This window comes from Allokutzneria multivorans, from assembly GCF_039537405.1.
Classification (GTDB): domain Bacteria; phylum Actinomycetota; class Actinomycetes; order Mycobacteriales; family Pseudonocardiaceae; genus Allokutzneria; species Allokutzneria multivorans.
On sequence record NZ_BAABAL010000018.1, the window covers coordinates 673,475 to 693,474 of the forward strand.

A 20,000-nucleotide genomic window follows, 5' to 3' on the forward strand; every position below is an offset into this window, starting at 1 on the left:
GGGGTGCTACCCGGTGTGCGGAACCACGTGCGCGCAGGTTGGCCGCGTGCGCGCGCCGCGCGAAACACTTTGATCATGAACAACGATGTGACCGCACGCGGGTTCCTGTTCCAGGGCAAGCTGTGGCCGAGCGTGCTGCTCACGGTGCTCGGCCCGTTCTGGACCTTGGCGATCGCGGTGCTCACCGGCATCGGACTCCTGGTCTCGGTGGTGGCGCTTCCGTTGGTGGTGCTGGGAGTTCCGGCGTTCGGCCTGCTCGGCGCGGTCCTGGTCAAGGTGACCGGGGTCGACGCGCGGTGGATCGGCAGTGTCTCCGGCGTTGCGGTGGATCCGCTGCCCAGTGGGAAGGGAACGCTCTGGCGAGTGATCGCCTACCACGCAGCCCGCCTGCTGGTCGCCGTGATCACCTTCGCCGTGCTGGCCCCTGTCGTCGCCCTCGGCTACCTCTTGACCAGCGAGCCGCTGCGGCTGTGGCTGACCACCAACCCGGAGCCGATGTTCGCCTTCCTGCACGGCGGCACCAAGCTCGCGGTGGCCGGGCCGATCTCCTTCGCCGTGGGCGCCGCGCTGGTGGCCGTCGCCGTCCTGGCGTGCAGGCCGATCGCCAAGGTCCACTGTGGATTGACTGAGTCCATGTTGCGCTGACTTCGCTTCCGCCGGAGAAAACTTGAGATGTGACCGCAACAGCGTCGCCAGATTGATGATGCTCTCCAAGTCGACCAGGAACGCGAGATGCTCCTTCTCGGAGAGCTCGTAGGTATCGAGCGCTTCGAGATGATCTACGCTTGCCCGCGTGGGTCAGTGATCCTTCACCGCGCCCCGTCAGGATGCGGCACCGTGCGGTACAAGCCAACCGACGCCACCGCCAGCCAAGCCCAGCCAACGACGACCGCGATCCACAAGCACACCACGCCCACCACCGACGTCGCCATCGCCGCACCGCCGACGAATCCAAGCGCCACAACAGCTCCACTCACGCGCGAGTACAGCGCGCCGCCAGCGTTGCCGCGCCTGGCAAACCACCCGGCCACGACGAACGTCGCGACGGCCAGGCAGAGGAAGCCGACGGCACCGAAAGCCAGGTGCAGCACGCCGCTGAGCGAACCCTCCGATGCGGGCGCCCCCACGGGGAAGCCAGCCATGGGGTCGGGCGGGAAGATCGCGCTGGCGACGAGGCACGCGCCGTAGACGCCGATCAGCGTGCTCGCCGCAGCGGAGCCCGTCGCCCGGCGCACTCCGACCGCAGCCGCGAGGGTCATGAGCCCGGCGAGCGCCAGGTTGACGGTCTGCGCCCAGCCGAGGTCGCCGAGCATCAGCAGGCTGAGGGCGTGCTTCCCGAAGTCGAAACCGGACCTGGTCAACGCCAGCGCGACACCGACGACCAGGTAGAAGATGCCGGCGACGACGCCCCAGCCCAGCAGCGACCGCGTCACCGCCGCCGCCATGTCGAAGCCCTCGCCACGCCCCTTGGTCGCGTCGGCCATAGCACTGCCCTCCAGCTCACAGCCTCTGTTGCACTGATAAGTGCAGTATCACACCAGTAAGTGTTGTAGTGCACTCTTGAGTGCAGAAGACGGCGGAGAGGGCGGAGTTGTGAGTTCGACGAAGGGCGGCGCGGAGGGCTTGGACCCGAGGGTGGCGAGGTCGCGTGCCGTCATCGTGACGGCGGCGACGGAGCACTTCCTGCGCAACGGCTACGTGGGCGCGAACGTGGACGAGATCGCGGCCGAGGCCAGGGTCTCCAAGCGGACGATCTACAACGTGTTCGGCGCCAAGGAACAGCTGTTCCGGGAGAGCCTCGGCGAGGCGCTCGCCACGGCCGAGCGGTTCTCACGCCAGCTGTCGGTCGAACTGGGCACCACCGACGACGTCGCCGCCGAGGTCCGCGACGCCGCCACGCGGCTCGCCGCCACCGTGCTCGGCGGGCCGGTCGTGCGTTTGCGGCGGCTGCTGATCGGTGAGGCGGAACGGTTTCCGGACCTCGCCGAGGACTACTACGCGCGCGCTCCCGGCCGCGTCATGGCCAGCCTCGCCGATGGACTGCGCCGCTTCCACGAGCGCGGTCTGCTCCGCATCCCTGACCCCGATCTGGCGGCCGAGCACTTCGCGTTCCTCGTCATGGGCGCGCCGTTGGACCGAGCGCTCTTCGCAACGGAACCGCCCGCAGCCGAGGAGGTCGCCGCGCGAGCCGTCGCCGGGGCCGAAGTGTTCTTGCGCGCCTACCTGAGCGCGTAGGACCGGAGGACCTCGACGCCGCTGGAGGTCAAGCACCTCCCGGTTTCGCCACAAGGGAAATCCGTGGCGTCCACGGCCTCCTCGACGGTCCAATGGCGTGGTGGCGACAGCGGCATACGATGAGATCGCGGACTGGTACGAGGAGCAGTTCCTCCACGGCCAGCAGCGAGACCCGCTCGGCATCAACCGTGCGCTGCGCGACCTCCTCGGCGACAGCGAAGGCAGCGGCGTGTGCCTTGAGATCGGCTGCGGCACGGGGGTTCACGCTGCCGTCATCCGGGAGTTGGGGTGGACGCCAGCCGGTATCGATCTGTCCAGCGGGATGCTGCGGCACGCCCGTGGACGTCTGCCTGTCGCACGGGCTGACGCCGGGCGGCTGCCCGTTCGGGACGGCAGTGTCCCGGCCGTCGTGACGGTGATGGTCCACACCGACATGCCCGAGTACCCGGCCGTGCTGCGCGAGGCGGCCAGGGTGCTGCGGCCCGGCGGGGTGTTGGTGCACATCGGCGTGCACCCGTGCTTCTGCGGCGGTTTCGCCGATCGCAGCGACCCCGCCGCGGTGGTGATCCGTCCCGGATACCTCGACGGCCACTGGACCACGGAGTCGTGGACGGACCAGGGGCTCCGCGACAAGGTCGGCGCCACGCACCGGCCGCTGCCCGAGCTGATGCACGCCTTGCTCGATGCCGGACTGACCCTCGAACGGTTCGCCGAGGGCGGTACCCCGACGCCGGTGGTGCTCGCGGCGAAGGCGCGCAAACGCGGATGAGCCAGAGGTTTCAGCGGGATTTCACCAGCGCTCCGTAGCTTCCTCCGGGAATTGATCACGCGGTGCCGCGAGCGCCGCTTCCCATCCCGAGGAGAACTTCAGTGCGCACGTTCGCTCTGGTGGCCGCGTCGGTCGCCCTGCTGGGAGCAGCACCGCAGGCACAGGCCGCCTCCGGTGTGCCCGGCCGTTTCATCGCCGACACCGACATCGTGGCGGCTCCCGGCGGAGCTGTGGTGGGCAAGGGCTGGAACGGCCAGCGCGTCACCATCAACTGCCAGGCGCCCGACCGCAACTGGTGGCACCTCAACGCTCCCGGAGCCGTTGGGTGGGTGTGGCAGCCGGGTCAGGTCCTGCGCGAGTACGGAACTCCCGATCCCCGGATCTGCTGACCACCCGCGCCACAACGCGGATTTCCACCCGAACAGCTCAGCTGCGGCGGCGTGCGCGCAGCACGTGCGCGTCCAGCGAGAGCGACTCACCGCCGACGATCTCGAAGCCCGCCGCGGTCAGCAGCGCGCGGTACTGGGAGGCGGTGCGCTCCCGGCCACCGACGTTGCAGAGCATGTGGACGTCCCACGGCACGGCGAGGGAATCGGTATCGGAGGTCTCCGGGAGCAGGCGCTCGATGATCAACAGCTCGGCGTGCTCGGGCATGTTGGCCGCGCACGTGGTGAGGATCGCGTGGCACTGGGCGTCGTCCCAGTCGTGCAGGACGCGGGACAGCAGGTACACGTCTCCGGTGGAGGGCACGGATTCGGTGAAGTCACCGGGAACGAGGGTGCAGCGGTCGGCGACCCCGGCCAGGGTCGGCTGAGCCGTGGCCAACGCGTGGGGCCGGTCCATGAGCACGCCGCGCAGCGCGGGGTTGGCGACGAGGACCCGGGACAGCAGTTCGCCGTTGCCACCGGCCACGTCGACCACGGTCCGCGCGGCGGAGAAGTCGACGACGCGGGTCAGCTCGGTGAACATGGCGCCACTGGCGGCCATCGACTGGTGGAACAGCTCCGCCAGCCCGGGATCGGCGGCCATGTGGGCGAAGTGGTGCGCGCCGAACACCCGCGCGTAGGACTCCTCACCGGTGCGCACGGCGTCGGTGAGCGCGGCGAAGGACTGGTAGAAGGGGCCGCCGTAGAGCAGGGCGAGCGGGCGCATCGAGCCTTCGACGTCCGAGCGCAGCAGCGAACCGAGATCGGTGAGCGCGAATCCCGACGCCGAGGTGTGCACGACGCCCAGCGTGCTCAGATAGCGCAGGAGCCGCGCCAGGCTGTCCTGGTCGGCACCGGTGGCGACGGCGAGGCCGGGTAAGTCGGAGGTCGTGGCGAGGTGGTCGGCCAGCCGCAGTTCGGCGGCGGTCGCGATGGCCTGGGTCGCCCACGCCCCGGTCAGCAGGCGCAGCAGGCCGGTGCCGGGCTCGGAGTCGCGCCGGTGTTCGGCGAGCACGCGGGGGAACTGGCCGGGGCAGTACAGCTCGATGCGGCGCAGCGCCGGGTCGGAGTGGTGGGCGTCGCGGAAGTACAGGATCGTGGCGTCCTCGTGGGCGTTGTAGCCGCCGCCGTCGGGGCGCATCCGCGCGCTGATCGTCGTCCGAAGTCCTTGCAGGACAATGGGATCGGAGTCCGCGACGGCCAACGCGACGTGGTTCTCCCTGCCGTGCAGGCGTTCGTCGGCGGCGATGTGGGCCAGCTCCGGCGGCGTGGCCATGGCGAAGATCTCCAGCTCGCACTGCCTGCCGGCGCGGTCGGTCACCGGAGCGCGCAGGATGCCGATCTCCAGCTCCGCAGAGGGGACGGCGTAGCGGCGGCTCAGCCGCTCGCGGACGACCACGCTCGGCGTCACCGCCCCGACCGCCAGGCCGTGCCTGGCCAGTTCCTCGCCCAGTCCGTCGAGCGTCTCCGGGAAGATCAGCACGGCCGCGTGGGTGAGCGGGGCGTGCCGGGCCAGCGCCGCGCGCTCGGTCCTCGCCAAGGTCGGCATCGCCGCCGCGAGCAGCGAATCGGTGTCGTTGGCCTCGATGAGCGCTATCACCGCCGTGAGCCGCGCGACGTCCCGAACGCCCAGCACCGTCGTGATCATTCCGGTCATGTCCACTCTCCCGCCAGGAGAAGCCAGATCCGCCGCGCGCCGCCCGTCCACTTTGGCCGGTCGAGCACGACATCAGTTTTCAGTGACCACGCTCACTACCAAGGAGTTTCAGGTATGGCCGAATTCCGTCGTTCCACTGGCTGGGACGCGGCGGGGTCAGGCGCTCGCTCTGGACAGTGCGGCCGAGGGGAACGGAGTGCGCTTGCTCCGCGTGAGCAGCTGGTGGTGGAAGTCGTCCAGAACAAGCGCGCTCCGGGCGTGCCGGTCGCGGATACCGGGCGCAACACCGTCAGGCAGGTGGTGGCGCAGAAGATGAGCTGTCACGTAACAACGGTCGTACACGAGGTGATCGGTGAGGAACGCGTCTTCTTCGGTGGAGAGTTCGAACTCGCGGCTCAACGCCAGCCCGAAGTCGGCGAAGTACACGGTCCCGCCGTCGGTGAGCAGGTTGCTGAAATGCGCGTCGAAGTGCACGAATCCTCGCGCGCTCAGGAAGTTCGCGGTCCGCAGCAGTTCCCGCTCGACCCGCTCGTGGTCCTCGTGCTCGTCGAGCCACTCAGCCAGCGTCTGCGGCACGTGCTCCAGGAAGAGCACGAGGCTGGAGCGGGACCGGCCGATCGCCTCCAGCCGACGACGCACGGCCGCTGAGCCGTCCCAGTGCGCGACGGTCCCGTCGACGCCGCCGAACACGTCGGCGAAGCCGGTGGGCGGGGTGTCGGGCAGGACCCGCCAGTGGTGCAGCAACGGGAAGCTCGCGTGCTCACCGCCGAGCACCCACGCGGTGGTCATGAGGTGCGCCGCCAGCTCGCGCCAGGCTCCGAAGCCCGCCGATCCGATCCCGTACTGGTAGAACAGCGGCAGCTCGAACAGGTTGGCGGTCGAGCGCACATGCTCCGGCCGCAGCTCGACGTCGGTCAACGGCACACGCTTGACGAAGACGCGCGTTCCGTCGACGTCGATCTCCGATGACCTGCCTCCGACTCCGGAGCCCAGGCTCGGCGCGCCCGCGACGACCTCCGCGAGCCGGTGATCGCTGAGCAGGGACAGCCTGGCCCCCGTGCGCGCGTGTGCGGCCACCCGCGCGGTCGTCTCCATGTCGCCGATCATGTCAGGTCAGTCCGCTTTCGAGGCCTCCAGCAGGACTCCCCCGGCGGCGGTCCGCGTGTACAGGACCGACTGCCCGGCCCTGCGCCGCCGCACCAGCCCCGCTTCGCGCAGCACTCGCAGGTGCCGCCCGACCGCGCCCAGCGCCTGTCCGGTCACGGCGACCAGCTGCGTGGTGCTCATCGGATTTCCCAGCAGCACAAGCAGTTCCGCCCGCGCGCCGCCGATCAGCGCGCCGAGTCCGGCAGGTGCGGGCCGCTGTTCCCCGGCGAGCACCCCGAGGCACGGGTAGACCACGGCGTAGCGCTGCTCCTCCCACGACACCCAGCTGGTCTTCGGCGTGACCGGCATGAACACCAGCTCGGCGCCGGGTGCGACCTCGCGCGGCGGGTAGTCGTTGAGGTTGACCCGAAACCGACTCTCCCCGAGCCACCGCGTGCCTGGCTTCAGCGAGTCCAGCACGGCGGCCCAGCCGCCCCGGTTCACCCGCGCGGTCCGCGCGAGCACGTCCGCTTCCATGACGCGCCGCCGACGTTCCCAGTCCGGCAGCACGGTCTCCTCCCACACGAAGGTCAGCAACGAGGTCGCGCGCTCCGGAAGATCATCTCGATCCAGGACGCCCGGCAGCGGGCCGCGCAGGGACACGCGGAGATCTGCGCGCGCCTGCTCGGCCCCGGTCGAGCGCATGCGAGCCACGGTCTCCTGGAAGCTCTCCCCGTCGCACGAGGTGGGGCAGAAGAAGTCCGCGATCCAGGACGTACCGATCGCCGCACGCACCAGCGGCTCGATCACCGGATCGGCGGCGAGGCGCGCGCGGTAGCCGGGCAGGTGCGCGCGCAACCAGCTGTCCTCACCCGGATGAGCGCCGATCCCCGCGTACAGCAACCGCAGGCTCGCGAACGCCTCGGCGAACGGCGAGAGCACGAAGCGGCTGCGCGCGAGGGTGTCGATGTCGATCTGCCACAGCCCCACGCCACCCCGACCTTTCGCACGTCCGCGAAAGAGTAACCACGGCCGGGGTCGGCTTCGAGAATCCGTCGCATGCGCAGTTACCGCTCCCTGTTCCGCACGCCGGAGTTCACCCCGTTCCTGCTCTCCTTCGCCGCGGTCGCCGCCGCCCAGACGATCGGCGGCCTCGCCCTCGGCACGCTGGTCTTCCGCACCACCGGCTCCCCGCTGCTGTCGGCGTTGAGCATGTTCGGGCCGCAGCTGGCGCAGGTGCTGGGCGGTCTGTTCCTGCTCTCGGGCGCCGACCGCCTCGCCCCGCGCGCGGTCCTGTCCGGTCTCTACCTGGCCTTCGCGGTCGCCATGGCGGTGCTCGCGTTGCCCGGACTGCCGGTCTGGGCAATCTTCGCCGTGCTGCTCGCGCAGGGCTTGGTCTCCGCGCTCGGCGGCGGTGTGCGCGGCGGCCTGCTCACCGAGATCCTGTCCAGGGACGGCTACGTCCTGGGGCGTTCGGTGTACAACATGCTTTGGGGCATCACGCAGATGGTCGGCTTCGCGGCGGGCGGCGCGCTGTTGACGCTGCTGTCCCCGCGCTCGTGCCTGCTTCTCGCGGCGGCGCTGTACGTGCTCTCGGCCCTCGTCACCCGCTTGGGCCTCACTGCCCGCCCTCCGCGCTCCTCCGGGCGCCCGTCGGTCTCGGCGACCTGGCGCACCAACGCCGTCCTGTGGTCCTCGCGCCCGCGCCGCTTGGCGTACCTGGGTCTGTGGGTCCCCAACGGGTTGGTGATCGGCGGCGATTCGCTCTACGTCTCCTACGCTCCCGAGGACGCGGGCACCCTGTACGCGTTCGGCGCGCTCGGCATGTTCCTGGGCGACATGGCCGTGGGCCGCTTGGTGCCGCCCGGGACGCGGCCTCGGCTCGCGACCCCGCTGCGGCTGCTGCTCGCGTTCCCGTACCTGTTCTTCGTGCTCCAGCCCGGAGTGGTGCTGTCGGTCATCGCCGTCACCGTCGCTTCCGTCGGCTTCGCCGCGAGCCTCGTCCTGCAGGAGCGCCTGATGTCGCTCACCCCCGATGAGCTCACCGGCCAGGCGCTCGGCCTGCACGCCACCGGCATGACCGCGTTCCAAGGGATCGGCGCCGCGCTCGCGGGCTCACTCGCGCAACTGACGTCTCCGGCCACCGCGATCACGCTGATGGCCGCCACGTCGATCACCGTGACCCTGGTTCTGGCCGCGCTGGGCCGTCAGACCGGTTCGAGCAGCGCGGTGAGCCTGGAGATGCGTCCGGCGTCGAACTCGAAGTGAAGGTAGTGGCCGTTCACCTCGTACCTGTCGAAGGTGGGCCCTGTGCGCTCCGGTTTCCCCATCAGCGCAAGGACTTCGGTACGAGTCGCTGTGATGGGCAGACCCTCCACCAACGCTTCCGGCCGGGGGTAGTTCCGGGCTTCCACGAGCACCGCGACGAGCACACCGTCCTCGAAGAGCAGATCCGTCCCGGAGGCGGGGAACACGTAGTACGTCGCCCCGTCGTCGAACTCGTCGATCTCCATCTTCGGCCCGACGAGCACGATCGCGTCGAGGATGCGGTTGTCGCCCTTCCGGAACCCGAGAACACCGAGCATCACGGCCATCTCACCCTTGATGATCATCGCTTCACAGCCCTTTCCAGTGCGGCGCGGCCCGCCGGTTCCCACGTCGGCTTCCCGCCGGGGAGGCCGAGCCTTCCGTTGCGCCCGATGTCTATCAGGCCGAGCGCCCGCAGGACCGCCCAGCCGCGAGCACGCGCGAAGGTGGCACCGTCCACGTCCACGTACGCGTCGAAGAACCTTCTCACCGAGCCCTCCGGAAGGAGGATCCAGGCCGCTGACAGGTCCGTCGCGGGATCACCCGCGCACATCTCGCCGAAGTCGATCACCCCCGCGAGCGCCCCGTCACGCACGATCACGTTGGCGGGGTGCAGATCACCGTGCAACCACGTCGGCGGCCCGTGCCAGGCCGGCGCCGCCACAGCCTCGTCCAGAACCCTCTGGGCGGCGTTCCCCAGCGACGTGGGCGGCGCCGCAAACGGCGCGCTGCGCGTGGGGTTGAACGGCGCGTCCACGGGCGCTTTCTGGTGCAGGGCCTTGAGAAACCCCGCGAGCGTCTCGGCGTCATCCTCGCGAGTGATCGGCTCGCGATCCGCTGGTTCGCCGTCGACCCAGCGCGTGATCGTCCAGGTGTGCTCGAACAGCTCGGAGGGCTCGCCGACGCGCACCGGAACGGGCGTCGGCAACGGAAGGCGCTCGGCCAGCACCGGCAACCACTTCTGCTCGGTGCGCAGCAGCTCCGGGGCGCGTTCGGTGCGCGGCAGGCGAACGGCGAACTCCGGTCCCAGGCGCCACTGCTGGTTGTCCCAGCCACCCTCGACGTCCCGGAGTTCCAGCTCCGCGAGGTCCGGGTGCTGCTGCCGCACCAGGGCTCGCACCAGATCCTGCTCGAACCTCAACTCCGCCAACGACTTCTGTCCCTCCACAATAGACGCTCACCCGAGAGTGAAGCGATTGAGCACACCCCGGCGTTCTCCACTACCCTCGCCCGCGCTCTGATCAAGATCACTACAGTAAGGACTCGGGGGATACATGCGTAACACCATCCGACGGATGAGCACGCTCGGGCTGACCACGGTCGCCCTGGCCTCGTTCGCGCTGGCAGGCGCGGGAACGGCTCAGGCCGCGGAATTCAGGCAGTGGGGCCCCTTCTTCAGCCAGCAGCACTGCATCGGAGAAGGCAACTTCCGGGAAGGACAGTTGCAGGTCAACCCCGACTGGGTGTGCCTCTTCCCCGCTCCTTACATCGGTTGGTACGTGGCGGGCCCTTTCTTCGTCAGCGATGTCGAAGACCCTTGACCAAGCGCCTGCGGCTCCAGCACTACCGCGAGCACGACCAGACAGCCAACGCGCACAACGCGAGCACCCCGCCGAGCACCGAGGAGCCCGCCCAGCCCGCGGAGTCGAACAACGCCGTGGTCGCGGCGGCCCCGAACGCGGAGCCGAGCGAGTAGAAGACCATGTACCCACCGATCGCACTGCTGGCGCGATCGGCGTAGGTGCCGGTGAGGACGTGCTGGTTGCTCACGTGCACGGCCTGGACCGCGAAGTCGAGCACGACCACCCCGACGACCAGCAGCGGCAAGGACCACGAGAGCTGCCCGATCGCGAGCCAGGAACCCAGCAGGAGCACGAGCGCGATACCGGTGACCCGCCGCGCGTGCCCGGCGTCGCCCCAGCGGCCGGACCGGGCGGCGCCCAGCGCTCCGGCGAGCCCGGCCAGACCGAACAACCCGATCTCCGCTTCGCTCAGCCGCCACGGCTCCGCAGCCAGGGGCAGCGCCATCCCGCTCCACAGGGCGCCGAACGAGGCGAAGAGGAAGAACGCGATCAGTCCCCGGCCGAGGAACACCGGCTGGACGAAGAGCCCTGCCAGGGAACGGAGAACCTCCCCGTAGCGCCCCGCGCGGACCTCCTCCGATGGCAGGACGAGGAGGCTGAGCACTCCGAGAACGGCGGTGAAGATCGCCAGCGCCAGGTAGCTGCCGCGCCAGCCCCACACCTCCGCCAGGCCGCCCGTGATCACCCGGGAGCCGAGAATCCCCACCACAACACCGGAAGTCACGACTCCGAGGTCGCGCCCGCGCTCACCCGGCGGGGAGAGCGCGGCCGCGTAGGCGACCGCCGTCTGCACCACCACCGCGAACGCCCCCGCGACGGCCAGACCGCTGAACGCCACCCAGGCCGCCGACGCGGACGCCGCGACCGCCAGACCGACAGCCACCACGCCGAGATGCGCCGCGATCAAACGCCTGCGATCGAGCATGTCGCCCAACGGCACGAGCAACACCAGCCCGGCGAGGTAGCCGAGCTGCCCCACGGCCACGAACCACCCGACCGAATCACGCGCAACGCCCAGCTCGTGCCCCATCGACCCCAGCACCGGCTGACCGGCGTAGACGCTGGCGACCGCCACGCCGCACACCACCGCCAGCACCGACCTCGTCCCCCTGCCCACCAGCACACCCCTCGCATCAGTTGCGAAATGAAACTCTTCGGAGAGTAGGGCAGAATGGTTTCAATAAGCAACTCAATGAGGGGTGACGCCATGGCGTGGACGGACCCGGACTGCCCGGTCGCGCGGGCGACCGACGTGGTCGGAGACCGGTGGAGCCTGCTGATCGTCCGCGACGCGATGGACGGGGCGCGCTCGTTCACCGACTTCCAGCAGCGCACCGGGATCGCGCGCAACATCCTCACCGACCGGCTCCGCAAGCTCGCGGCGCACGGCCTGATCGCCCAGGTCGATGCCCCCTACGGCAAGCGCCGCGTGTACGAGCTGACCGAGGCGGGCAAGGACCTGTTCCCGGTGATCGTGACGCTGCGGCAGTGGGGCGAGCGCCACGCCTATTCAGAGGGCGAACCGCACTCCGTCCTCGTCGACGACCACGGCGAGATCGTCCCGCCGGTCGTCCCCCTCGCCACCGACGGCCGCCCGCTCACCAGCACCACGACCACGGTGCACCGTGGCACCTGAAGCGTCCCCTGTGTACATTAGGATTGATCCTAGGAAGGTTAGGAACCCCATGTCACGCGTGCGACTCACCCCGGAAGCCCTGGTGGCGGGCGCGGCCGAGCTCGCCGACGAGATCGGCTTCGAGAACGTCACCCTGGCCGCGCTCGCCAAGCGCTTCGGCGTTCGCGACGCCAGCCTCTACACCCACGTCCGGGGCTTGGCGGACCTGCGGGAGCGCGTCGCGCTGCTCGCGCTCACCGAGTGGGCCGATGCCCTGGGCGCCGCCGTGGCGGGACGCGCCGGACGAGACGCCTTGGTCGCCTTCGCCGACACCTACCGCCGCCTGGCGACGGGGCGTCCTGGGCGTTACGCGGCCACCCGACACCCCGTGTCCAGCGAGGGGAACGCGGGCGTGGCGCGCATCGTCGAGGTCTGCTTCGCGTTGCTGCGCGGCTACGCCCTCGCCGAGCCCGATGCCATCGACGCGGTCCGCCTGCTCCGAAGCACCTTGCACGGCTTCAGCGACCTTGAGGCCACCAACCGCTTCACCGACGAGCACAGCGTCGAGATCTCGTGGCAGCGCGCGATCGACGCACTCCACCACACCTTCGCCAACTGGTCGAAGATCTGAGAAACCCCACAGGAGAACCCATTCGCACCGCAACGCTCACCTTCGACGGCACGCCCATCGACTACCGCGAGCACGGCGACGGTCCGCCGCTGCTGCTCCTGCCCGGCGGCGTCGGCCACGCCGGAGTGCTCGACCGCCTCGCCGCACACCTGTCCGGCCACCATCGCGTGGTCAGCATGTCCAGCCGATTGGTCTCCGCTCGGCCAGGCACGCAGCACGGTGACCTGAGCCCGAAGACCTACGCCGAGGACGCGGTGAGCCTGATCGACACGCTCTTCGACGAGCCGCCGATCGTGTTCGCCTTCAGCGCCGGCGCCATCACCACCCTCGAACTGCTCACCCGCCACCCCGACCGGGTCCGCCTCGCCGTCGTCCACGAGCCCCTCGCGCTCCCCTGCTGCCCGACGCCGAACGCCACCGCGCCGCGCTCGAAGCCGTCCGGACCGCCGCGCGCGCCCAGGACATGAGCGAGGCCGCCCGCCTCATGATCGAGACCATGACCACGTCGAAGCCCGGCGCGGACACCTCGGAGACGCGCCACATCGGCAACTGGCTCGACGGCTACGCCGAGACACTGCCCGAACCGCCCACACCGGAACTGCTCGAACTCCAGGCACGGCTCGGAGTGTTCCAACCGGCGTTCCTGGAGCACGTCCTGATCCCGTTCACCACCAACGAGATCGACCTCGCCGCGCTCGGAGCCGTCTCCCGTCAGCTCGTTCCGGTCGCCGGAATCGACTCGCGGGGCCAACTCCCCCACCGCGCCACCGCGTCCCTCTGCGCCAAGCTCTCGCTGCCCCTGCACGAGGTCCCCGGCGGCCACCTCGGCCCCATCGAACGCCCCGCACAGTTCGCCGCCGCGTTCAAGGCACTCCTCCGGGAGTTCTGACACCGGCAAGCGGTCGAGCCCATTCGACGCACCAAGTCGACCTCAGCCAAAACGTGGGTCGACTTCGGGTAAAAATAGCGCCGGTTTCAGACTCTCAAGCACCGCGCAACGGCCGCCGTGGACCTACGCTGCCGACCGAACCACATTGATCGGTCGCGGTCGCGACGCGAGAGGAACACCGTGCTCGAACCACTCGACCTCCCCGTGGACTCGTTCACCATCGTGCTGCTCGCCCAGGGTGAGCACGCGACATCGCTGCCCCCGGCCGAGGTCGAACGACTCGAAACCGAGCACATCCGGGCGATGCTGCGGTCAAAGGCGGAGGGAAGGCTTCGCGCCATCGGGGCGGTGCAAGGCAACGTCGAGACCGAGCCCGGCAGACGACTGCTGTCGATCGGTTTCTGGAACGCCACCACGGACGAACTGCGCGCGATCATGGCCGAGGACAGCGCCATCGCTTCCGGCCTCTACAGCGCGCAGGTGGCCAGATTCGTCTGTTCCCCAGGCTCCGTGCGCTTCGAGTGACACCTACGGCTCGGTCGGCCGACCGTGCTCGTCCCACTGCTGGTAGCTGGCGAGGGCACCGTGCTCGTTCCACACCTGCAGAACCGCCAACTGCCCGTTCTCGTGCCACTCCTTGGACTCGCCGAAGAGCTTTCCACCGACGATCCAGTACTCCGACCGCAGCCGCCCCTCGTAGTACCACTCGCGCTGAACCCCCTCCTCCCAGCCGTCCCGATAGTTGTTCAAGCTCAGCACGAAGCCGTCTTCGGCCGTTTCCACGACTTCGCCGGTGAACGGTTCGTCTTGGTAGAGACGGCGCTCGAATTCGTCGCGGATGGTGTCGTCAAAGTTCACGCGCGGCTTCATGGTTTGTCCGTGTGGGGTTCGACGGCGGGGTTCCGGTAACGGTAGTCGCAAGGATCGTAGGTGCATCGACCGCTGTAGGTGGGAACTCCGCGCAGGATCGCGCTGCAGTTCGCGCACGCGGGTGCGGGGTCCCCTGTTCCTGCCTGTCTCTGCGGCGCTGTCCATCTCGCGTCAAAACGCAACTCGGCCAAGACGGACGCTGGCAGCCGCGCTCCTGCTTTAAGGACATCCTGGCGTTCCCACAACAGTTCGTTCACCGCCTTGACCTCCGCGTGAGCCGCTGGCTGGGAATAGTGCGCTTGCCCCTCGTAGAGACCGCTGCCGAGGCGGGTCGCAGCCAAGGTGCCGTCACCATCGGCGAGCACGCGGTGCTGGTATGCCCGCAGATCCTGCAAGTTCTGCTGAAGCAACGGATGGAGCCGACCCTCCGGCACCACATCCTGGGACCTGCCGTTGACGCCTTGGGCGACAAGTCCCGTCCTGAGGTCAATCGCGATGGCGGCACACACCTGTTCCTTGCCAACGCGGTACAACTCCTTCGGAGGCTTCGCGCCGGGATTGGTGTCCTTCCAGTGCTTCTGCGGGTTGCTCGCGACCACCGCCCGCTCCTGGGACACCCGCCGCGCGTAGTCTTCGACGTGCTCGCCCATGACGTGGGTGATCAGCCCATCGCTGTCCCGTTCGAGGCGGTCACGCTCGTCGTCCAAGCGCACGATCTCCGCGCCACGCCTGCGATCGGGCGGCATCCCGAACGTTGTCGCGTCGGATCGCTGGAGTCGTGCTTCGTACCGCGCCGGTGTGGCGAGCGCGGGTTGCAGCTTGAACGTCGTCGAGTACGCCTCGGAAGCGGACGGCGGCTTCGAACCGGACAGCCGAGGCACCGCGGCCGCCGCGTAAACGTCCACTGCCAACACGGGAACGGGCGCGGGCGCGTCGGCGGCGACCCCCAGGACCGTGGTGCAGTAGGACTCGATCCACTCCACGGCCCACACGAGGCCTTCGGCCGAGCCAGCCGCCGTCAGCGCGGCTTGCTGGAGCGCGGCGGCGCTCGCTCGCAGCTGCGTGTCTCGTTCTCCTTGTGCGGCAAGCAAACCAGAAGCAGCCTCGTGGGCGTTCACAGCAGCGCTGTGCAGCAGGCGCACGGGCAGCCTGGCCGCGATCTGCCGCAGCCGCAACGCGAGTTCACGGCACGAAGACATCGCCGACCTCCCCTCCGGCTCACCGACAAGGGGATCATCAACAGACACCGCGCTCGGGCACCACGGATTTTGGGCATCCACCAAGGACATGCCCCCACACAGGTGACCCGCACGGCGGGCTGGCGCCGACTGACGGGTCGACGCCAGCCGCGTGCGTCAGGCGGGGGTGCCGCCCCAGCCGAAGATGTTGGCGTTCCTGTCGCACCAGACGGTCGACCAGCTGCCCGCGGAGACCGGGTTGCCGTAGTGGGTGTACTGGTAGCCGTTGTCGTTCCTCTTGCAGTGGACGACGGCCTTGAAGGTCCCGATGTTCGTGCACTTCACGTCGATGCCCTGGACCGGCGCGCTCGCTCCGGTCTTGAACCACACGTCGCAGTTCGCCGGTGCCGCCGCCGCCTGTCCCGCGAGGGCCGCCAGCCCTCCGGACGCGATGGCGATGACCGCGGCCGCGGTGGCCAACTTCGTCTTCATCACAACTCCACATTCATGTTCGAGTCCACAGTGGACTCATCCATGATGCCCGTGAACTGTTGCCACCAAACGTTTTTCACCTTGTTCGCGTGTACCGGATTCGTGGGACACGGCCCCAGTGCCTCGGCGCCAACCAGCTGGCGATGTCGGCGACCACGGCCGGATCGACGTGCTGGGGCGAGACGTAGTCCGCCGGGGTCGAAGCCCCCGAGCCCGCGAAGAACAGGTGGTCATCGGACTCGTGGACGCGGATGACAACGTCCGGCCGGTGAGCCAGGCCCGCTTGCCAGCGCACGAGATCGTCGGCCACCGTCACCTGGTAGTCGCGTCCGCCTTGGAGAATCAGCATCGGCTTCTCCAGGCGGGCGGCGGTCGCGACCGGGTCGTAGTCGCGCAGGTCCAACCAGTACGAAGCAGGCAAGCCGAAGAGCAGTTCGGCCGCGGGGGTCGCCGCCGACAACCCGGGATCTTCGACGAGCGCGGCCTGCCGGGCGAAGGACTCCACCGCGGCGTCCATGGCGGGCCCGGCATCGAGCTCGGCGAGGTAGCGGGCAACCCTGAGGATCGCCCGGGGCAACGGCACCGTGTCCCCGGCGAGGATCACCAGCCCCGCAACCGATTCCTCGGCGGCGGCGACTCGCGGAGCGGCTTTGCCACCGCCGCTGTGGCCGAGGACGAACACGCGCTCCGGGTCTACTCCCGGCTGCCGCTGGAGCAGGCGGACGGCCGCGACCGCGTGCGGCACGTACTCGTCGACCATCGTGAAGCCCGGTTCAGCCGCGACCTTCGCGTGGACGTGGTTCACCTTGTCGAAGCGCAGGACCGCGACGCCACGGCTGGCCAGCCCCCACGCCAGGTCCTTGAACGGCTTGTTCGGCCCCGTGGTCAGGTCCCGGTCGAAGGGCCCCGCCGTGAGCAGCACGACGCCGGGATGCGGGCCTCGGCGCCGAGGCACGGTCATCGTGCCGGGCACGGCGAGCGCCCCGGAGCCGACCGTGACCTCGTGTTCGGTGAACTTCCTCGGCGAGGCGTAGCGCGGCGGCGCCCATGGCGCGGCGGGCGGCGCGAGGACCAGGTCATGCAGTTTCCCGTCGCCGTCAACCGACACCTCCACCGTGAGCCCACCGCGCTCGCACGTCACCGGCACGCTGACGCGGACCAGGTCGCCCTCGGCCGGTTCGCTGACCGGGTTCCCGATGGTGACGACCGGCCCGAGCACGGGGAACTGGCTCTCCCATCCCGCCCGGAGCGCCCCCTCGGGCACCACGTCCCACAACGACGGCGCGAACAGCTCCTCGACGTCCGCGAAACGCCCTTCCCGCAACATGTCCGCGACCGCGACGGCCGCCGACCCCGGATCCGTTCCCATGCGCCCCCCTTAACCATTCTCATCTTTTGCGAACGGTAGCACGGGATGCGATCGTTGCGGGGTGGACACCTTGGAACTGCTGGCCCACCCGGTGCGGCTACGGATCGTGCACGCGATGAGCGGCGGCCGTGAACTCACCACCGCCCAGTTGTGCGCCCGGATTCCCGACGCGTCGAAGGCCATGGTCTACCGGCACGTGGACCTCCTCTCGAACGAGGGAATCCTGGAGGTCGCCGACGAACGCCGTGTCCGTGGCGCGGTGGAGCGCCACTACCGGCTCCGCCTGGACCGTGTCACCGTCGACGCCGACGCGGCCGCCGCGCTGTCGCCCGAAGACCACCGCCGCGTGTTCGCCACGTCGATGGCCGTCCTGGTCGCCGAGTTCAACGCCTACCTCGACCGCGAGAACACCGACCCGACGGCGGATCTCGTCGGCTACCGGCAGCACGCCGTCTGGCTCAGCCGCGACGAACTGGAGGAGCTGATCGGCGACCTGCGCCGCGTGCTCCTGCCCCGGCTGCGCAACCAGCCCACGTCGGAGCGCGCGCAGTACCTGCTCAGCCCGATCCACTTCCCCGTCGAGGAGCCGACCAGCTCGTCTCGTCCGGACCGGTGATGTGCTGGATCGACAACCGGTGGCACGAGTTCGCCTTGTGCAGGGCCGCGCTGAGGGCGTCCTTGCGTTGCGCGAGGATCTTGAAGATCTCCTCCGGCGGCGTCAGATCCTGACCACGCGCGTGCTGCGTCGAGTGCCACCGCCCCAGGATCTCCAGCATCACGTCGACGACCGCACGACCCGCGTGCGCGGTCGCGACGTCGACGGGACCCGCGAAGCGGCCGTGGTGGAAAGCGATGTTCCTCGTGGTGTAGAGCCATTCGAGCAGCGCGTGGCAGGTGTCCTGCTTGTCCTGCAACCACTTCGCGAGCAGCGGCGGCCGCGCCAGCCGCTCGCGCCACAGCACGACGGTCTCCTCCGTGAGCCCGCCAGCGAACGCCGCCAGCGCCGTCACGGCGTCCCAGGCCGTCTGCGCGCCGCCGAGAGGTGGCAGCAGCAGATCGAGCCAGCGGTCCGGCTCCGTGAGAGCGGGTTTGCCCGAGCTCATCGGAACGTGCGCGTCGACGAGGTCCATCAGCGCGGTGGTCTCGCCCACCGCGCGTTGATGAGCGGCTGCGGATTCCAGCCATGCCTCGCGCGCCCGTGCGACCGCATCGCTGTCGGCGGGCGTCAGCGCGTTCTCCGCACGCGCGAGGGCACCCTTCGCCTTCCTCACGCGCCCAGCGAGCCGCCGCACTTCCTCGGCGACCATCAACCTGAGTTGCGTGTGCGCGTCAATGACCTGCTGGCGCAGCATCTGCATCGCGCAGGCGCGTGCCAACCGCGACGACTTCTCCGCCACCAGCCCCGTTGACTCGATCGCGTTCCAGCACAGGGCGGCGCTCGTCATCGGCGCCTCCACCCGCTGGGCGATGTGCGCGATCCGCAGCGCCGCCCGCAGCCCCTCCGAGCGCGCGGCCGACAACGGCGCCGCGCGCTTCACGCTTGCCTTGATCGGCTCTCCCAGCACCGGCTTGTCATCCGGCCCGGTGACCTGCCACGGCCCTTCCAGCGTCAGGTCCGCGATGCGGTTGCCCGCCACGTACTGGTCTAGCGCCTCGCTGATCGCGCGCCTGCCGAGGACCACCGCCGTGCCCAGGTCAGCCGCGTCCACAGGCACCCGCACCAGAACGCCCGCGCGCGTAATCGGCCCCAGCTTCACCAGCAGCGCTGTGGAGCGGTCCTGGTTGGCTGTCACCGGCCACTGCCGAGCTCCGGGAAGCAGGTCGTCGAGCTTGTCCAATGAACGCGCACCGCTGACCAGCACCGTGAGGTAGTGCCGTCGCGGCTTCGGCCACAGCAACGCCGAGATCTCCGCCGCGCCCGGCCGTCCCCTGGCCAGCAGCTTCGTGAGGTCGTGCTTGAGCGCGTCCCGATCGCGCCCCCGGATGTAGACCGCCACCGCGATCTCCGCCGCTGCCTTCGCTTCCTTGCTGAGATCGACCGCCCTCGCGTCCCACAACGTCCTCAGCCGTTCCTCCACCGCCTCGGCGATGGTGGTGATCCACGACTCCAGCACGCGCGTGTCCGGCCGCTGCAAAGGATTCGCCGTCAACGCGGCCGTCGTCGCTTCCAGCTCGTCGAGCGCAGCCTTCAGTCCCGCTCTCGCCGGGAACCCCGGCAGTGCCGCGCGCACGCAGACGCCGCTGGTCCGCAGCACCCGGAGGAGCTGCCTGCCCTGCGGCTGATCATGCTCGATGTGGCTCTGGAGCGCATCGTGCGCCCTGATGAGCGCCACCAGCGCGCTGTCGCTCGTCGCCGCGTGGAAGCCGAGCGCCGATCCGCCGTCCAGTGCGCGCAACACCGCGTGCAGCAAGCTCTGTTGACGGCGCGTGAGCCCCGCCGCGCTGAACGCTTCCCGCACACCTGCGTCGCTACTCGATCTTGCCATCGGCACAACCCTAAAACACGCGCACGCCCCTCCTCACGTGCCGCCCTGCCCGGCAAGCCGCCGAGTTCGCCAGTCTTCAAGACCACCAAACCCCCGCCCCAGCAGTCTTCAACGACGACAAACCCTCGACCACGTGGGAGTAGGACGCGGTTAACGATGATCGAGAAGGGGGTTCGGTGGTCTTGAAGACACCCCAACTTCGGCGGCACCGGCGTGCTCGGCTGGCCAGGCGCGGCCCTAGGCTCAGCTCTGGCTAGCCTTCCAGGCCTCGAACACGCCAGACGAAACCCATGCAGAACAACGACGTCCGCACACATACCTGCAGGTCAGGAAGTGTCTTCCCCGCGCGAGCGGGGATGGTCCGAGCCACGCCGGATACGTCGTCATCCCGGGCTCGTCTTCCCCGCG

Annotated in this window: 24 protein-coding genes; 12 read left to right on the forward strand and 12 right to left on the reverse strand. The window is 69.6% G+C overall.

Going from position 1 to position 20,000, the window contains the following annotated elements:
* The first annotated feature begins 75 nt into the window (after positions 1–75).
* Positions 76–645, forward strand: coding sequence for a hypothetical protein (locus ABD798_RS27085; RefSeq protein ID WP_344880484.1), 570 nt, complete (start codon positions 76–78; stop codon positions 643–645).
* Positions 646–809: 164 nt separating this feature from the next.
* On the opposite strand, the gene ABD798_RS27090 is transcribed toward ABD798_RS27085, so the two are convergent.
* Complete coding sequence (locus ABD798_RS27090) at positions 810–1,484, reverse strand: DUF998 domain-containing protein (RefSeq protein WP_344880487.1); 675 nt, start codon at positions 1,482–1,484, stop codon at positions 810–812.
* Between the two features lie 109 nt (positions 1,485–1,593).
* Here ABD798_RS27090 and ABD798_RS27095 point away from each other — a divergent pair, with 109 nt between their 5' ends.
* The 3 genes from ABD798_RS27095 to ABD798_RS27105 all read left to right on the forward strand — a co-directional run bounded on the left by ABD798_RS27095 (position 1,594) and on the right by ABD798_RS27105 (position 3,393).
* Positions 1,594–2,235 carry a TetR/AcrR family transcriptional regulator gene (locus ABD798_RS27095; RefSeq protein WP_344880490.1) on the forward strand — a complete coding sequence of 214 codons (642 nt, stop codon included), beginning with the start codon at positions 1,594–1,596 and terminating at the stop codon, positions 2,233–2,235.
* Positions 2,236–2,335: 100 nt separating this feature from the next.
* Positions 2,336–3,004, forward strand: coding sequence for a class I SAM-dependent methyltransferase (locus ABD798_RS27100; protein WP_344880493.1), 669 nt, complete (start codon positions 2,336–2,338; stop codon positions 3,002–3,004).
* Between the two features lie 101 nt (positions 3,005–3,105).
* A complete protein-coding gene (locus ABD798_RS27105; protein WP_344880496.1) occupies positions 3,106–3,393 on the forward strand; it encodes an SH3 domain-containing protein in 288 nt (95 codons plus the stop codon).
* 37 nt (positions 3,394–3,430) lie between these two features.
* On the opposite strand, the gene ABD798_RS27110 is transcribed toward ABD798_RS27105, so the two are convergent.
* The 3 genes from ABD798_RS27110 to ABD798_RS27120 form a co-directional block, all read right to left on the reverse strand.
* Positions 3,431–5,086 carry a methyltransferase gene (locus tag ABD798_RS27110; protein WP_344880499.1) on the reverse strand — a complete coding sequence of 552 codons (1,656 nt, stop codon included), beginning with the start codon at positions 5,084–5,086 and terminating at the stop codon, positions 3,431–3,433.
* 156 nt (positions 5,087–5,242) lie between these two features.
* A complete protein-coding gene (locus tag ABD798_RS27115; protein ID WP_344880502.1) occupies positions 5,243–6,181 on the reverse strand; it encodes a BUD32 family EKC/KEOPS complex subunit in 939 nt (312 codons plus the stop codon).
* An 18-nt stretch (positions 6,182–6,199) separates the two neighbouring features.
* Positions 6,200–7,162, reverse strand: a complete 963-nt coding sequence (locus ABD798_RS27120; RefSeq protein ID WP_344880505.1) for an ArsR/SmtB family transcription factor — start codon at positions 7,160–7,162, stop codon at positions 6,200–6,202.
* Positions 7,163–7,231: 69 nt separating this feature from the next.
* Between ABD798_RS27120 and ABD798_RS27125 the strand changes: the two genes are divergently transcribed.
* Positions 7,232–8,440 (forward strand): MFS transporter, encoded by a 1,209-nt coding sequence (locus ABD798_RS27125; RefSeq protein ID WP_344880508.1) that lies wholly within the window; start codon positions 7,232–7,234, stop codon positions 8,438–8,440.
* Here ABD798_RS27125 and ABD798_RS27130 read toward each other — a convergent pair.
* Entirely contained in the window at positions 8,380–8,784 is a 405-nt protein-coding gene (locus tag ABD798_RS27130; RefSeq protein WP_344880511.1) for a hypothetical protein, read from the reverse strand. The genes ABD798_RS27125 and ABD798_RS27130 overlap by 61 nt on opposite strands.
* Positions 8,781–9,629: an aminoglycoside phosphotransferase family protein gene (locus ABD798_RS27135; protein WP_344880515.1), complete on the reverse strand. Its 849-nt coding sequence runs from the start codon at positions 9,627–9,629 to the stop codon at positions 8,781–8,783. The genes ABD798_RS27130 and ABD798_RS27135 overlap by 4 nt, the downstream gene beginning before the upstream one ends.
* Positions 9,630–9,774: 145 nt before the next feature.
* Here ABD798_RS27135 and ABD798_RS27140 point away from each other — a divergent pair, with 145 nt between their 5' ends.
* Entirely contained in the window at positions 9,775–10,020 is a 246-nt protein-coding gene (locus ABD798_RS27140; protein ID WP_344880518.1) for a hypothetical protein, read from the forward strand.
* 22 nt (positions 10,021–10,042) lie between these two features.
* Here ABD798_RS27140 and ABD798_RS27145 read toward each other — a convergent pair whose 3' ends face one another.
* On the reverse strand, positions 10,043–11,179 hold the full coding sequence (locus ABD798_RS27145; protein WP_344880521.1) for an MFS transporter: 1,137 nt from the start codon (positions 11,177–11,179) through the stop codon (positions 10,043–10,045).
* Positions 11,180–11,269: 90 nt separating this feature from the next.
* Between ABD798_RS27145 and ABD798_RS27150 the strand changes: the two genes are divergently transcribed.
* The 5 genes from ABD798_RS27150 (at position 11,270) to ABD798_RS27170 (ending at position 13,722) form a co-directional block, all read left to right on the forward strand.
* Positions 11,270–11,698: a winged helix-turn-helix transcriptional regulator gene (locus tag ABD798_RS27150; protein ID WP_344880524.1), complete on the forward strand. Its 429-nt coding sequence runs from the start codon at positions 11,270–11,272 to the stop codon at positions 11,696–11,698.
* Positions 11,699–11,747: 49 nt separating this feature from the next.
* A complete protein-coding gene (locus ABD798_RS27155; protein ID WP_344880528.1) occupies positions 11,748–12,308 on the forward strand; it encodes a TetR/AcrR family transcriptional regulator in 561 nt (186 codons plus the stop codon).
* Positions 12,251–12,775 (forward strand): alpha/beta fold hydrolase, encoded by a 525-nt coding sequence (locus tag ABD798_RS27160; RefSeq protein WP_344880531.1) that lies wholly within the window; start codon positions 12,251–12,253, stop codon positions 12,773–12,775. Before ABD798_RS27155 ends, ABD798_RS27160 begins: the two co-directional genes overlap by 58 nt.
* 29 nt (positions 12,776–12,804) lie before the next feature.
* Entirely contained in the window at positions 12,805–13,197 is a 393-nt protein-coding gene (locus ABD798_RS27165) for a hypothetical protein (protein WP_344880534.1), read from the forward strand.
* Positions 13,198–13,377: 180 nt separating this feature from the next.
* Positions 13,378–13,722 (forward strand): hypothetical protein, encoded by a 345-nt coding sequence (locus tag ABD798_RS27170; RefSeq protein ID WP_344880537.1) that lies wholly within the window; start codon positions 13,378–13,380, stop codon positions 13,720–13,722.
* Positions 13,723–13,725: 3 nt separating this feature from the next.
* On the opposite strand, the gene ABD798_RS27175 is transcribed toward ABD798_RS27170, so the two are convergent.
* The 4 genes from ABD798_RS27175 to ABD798_RS27190 all read right to left on the reverse strand — a co-directional run bounded on the left by ABD798_RS27175 (position 13,726) and on the right by ABD798_RS27190 (position 17,106).
* Complete coding sequence (locus ABD798_RS27175; RefSeq protein ID WP_344880540.1) at positions 13,726–14,055, reverse strand: toxin-antitoxin system YwqK family antitoxin; 330 nt, start codon at positions 14,053–14,055, stop codon at positions 13,726–13,728.
* A gap of 8 nt (positions 14,056–14,063) precedes the next feature.
* The gene (locus ABD798_RS27180) at positions 14,064–15,356 is read right to left on the reverse strand and encodes a YwqJ-related putative deaminase (RefSeq protein WP_344880543.1); all 1,293 of its coding nucleotides are present in this window, start codon (positions 15,354–15,356) and stop codon (positions 14,064–14,066) included.
* 66 nt (positions 15,357–15,422) lie between these two features.
* On the reverse strand, positions 15,423–15,737 hold the full coding sequence (locus ABD798_RS27185) for a hypothetical protein (protein ID WP_344880546.1): 315 nt from the start codon (positions 15,735–15,737) through the stop codon (positions 15,423–15,425).
* A gap of 76 nt (positions 15,738–15,813) precedes the next feature.
* Positions 15,814–17,106 carry an alpha/beta hydrolase gene (locus ABD798_RS27190; RefSeq protein ID WP_344880549.1) on the reverse strand — a complete coding sequence of 431 codons (1,293 nt, stop codon included), beginning with the start codon at positions 17,104–17,106 and terminating at the stop codon, positions 15,814–15,816.
* 61 nt (positions 17,107–17,167) lie between these two features.
* On the opposite strand from ABD798_RS27190, the gene ABD798_RS27195 reads away from it, so the two are divergent.
* Positions 17,168–17,722 (forward strand): helix-turn-helix domain-containing protein, encoded by a 555-nt coding sequence (locus ABD798_RS27195; RefSeq protein WP_344880551.1) that lies wholly within the window; start codon positions 17,168–17,170, stop codon positions 17,720–17,722.
* Here the strand turns inward: ABD798_RS27195 and ABD798_RS27200 are convergent.
* Positions 17,664–19,592: a hypothetical protein gene (locus tag ABD798_RS27200; protein WP_344880554.1), complete on the reverse strand. Its 1,929-nt coding sequence runs from the start codon at positions 19,590–19,592 to the stop codon at positions 17,664–17,666. The two genes, ABD798_RS27195 and ABD798_RS27200, sit on opposite strands and share 59 nt — an antisense overlap.
* Positions 19,593–20,000: the final 408 nt, after the last annotated feature.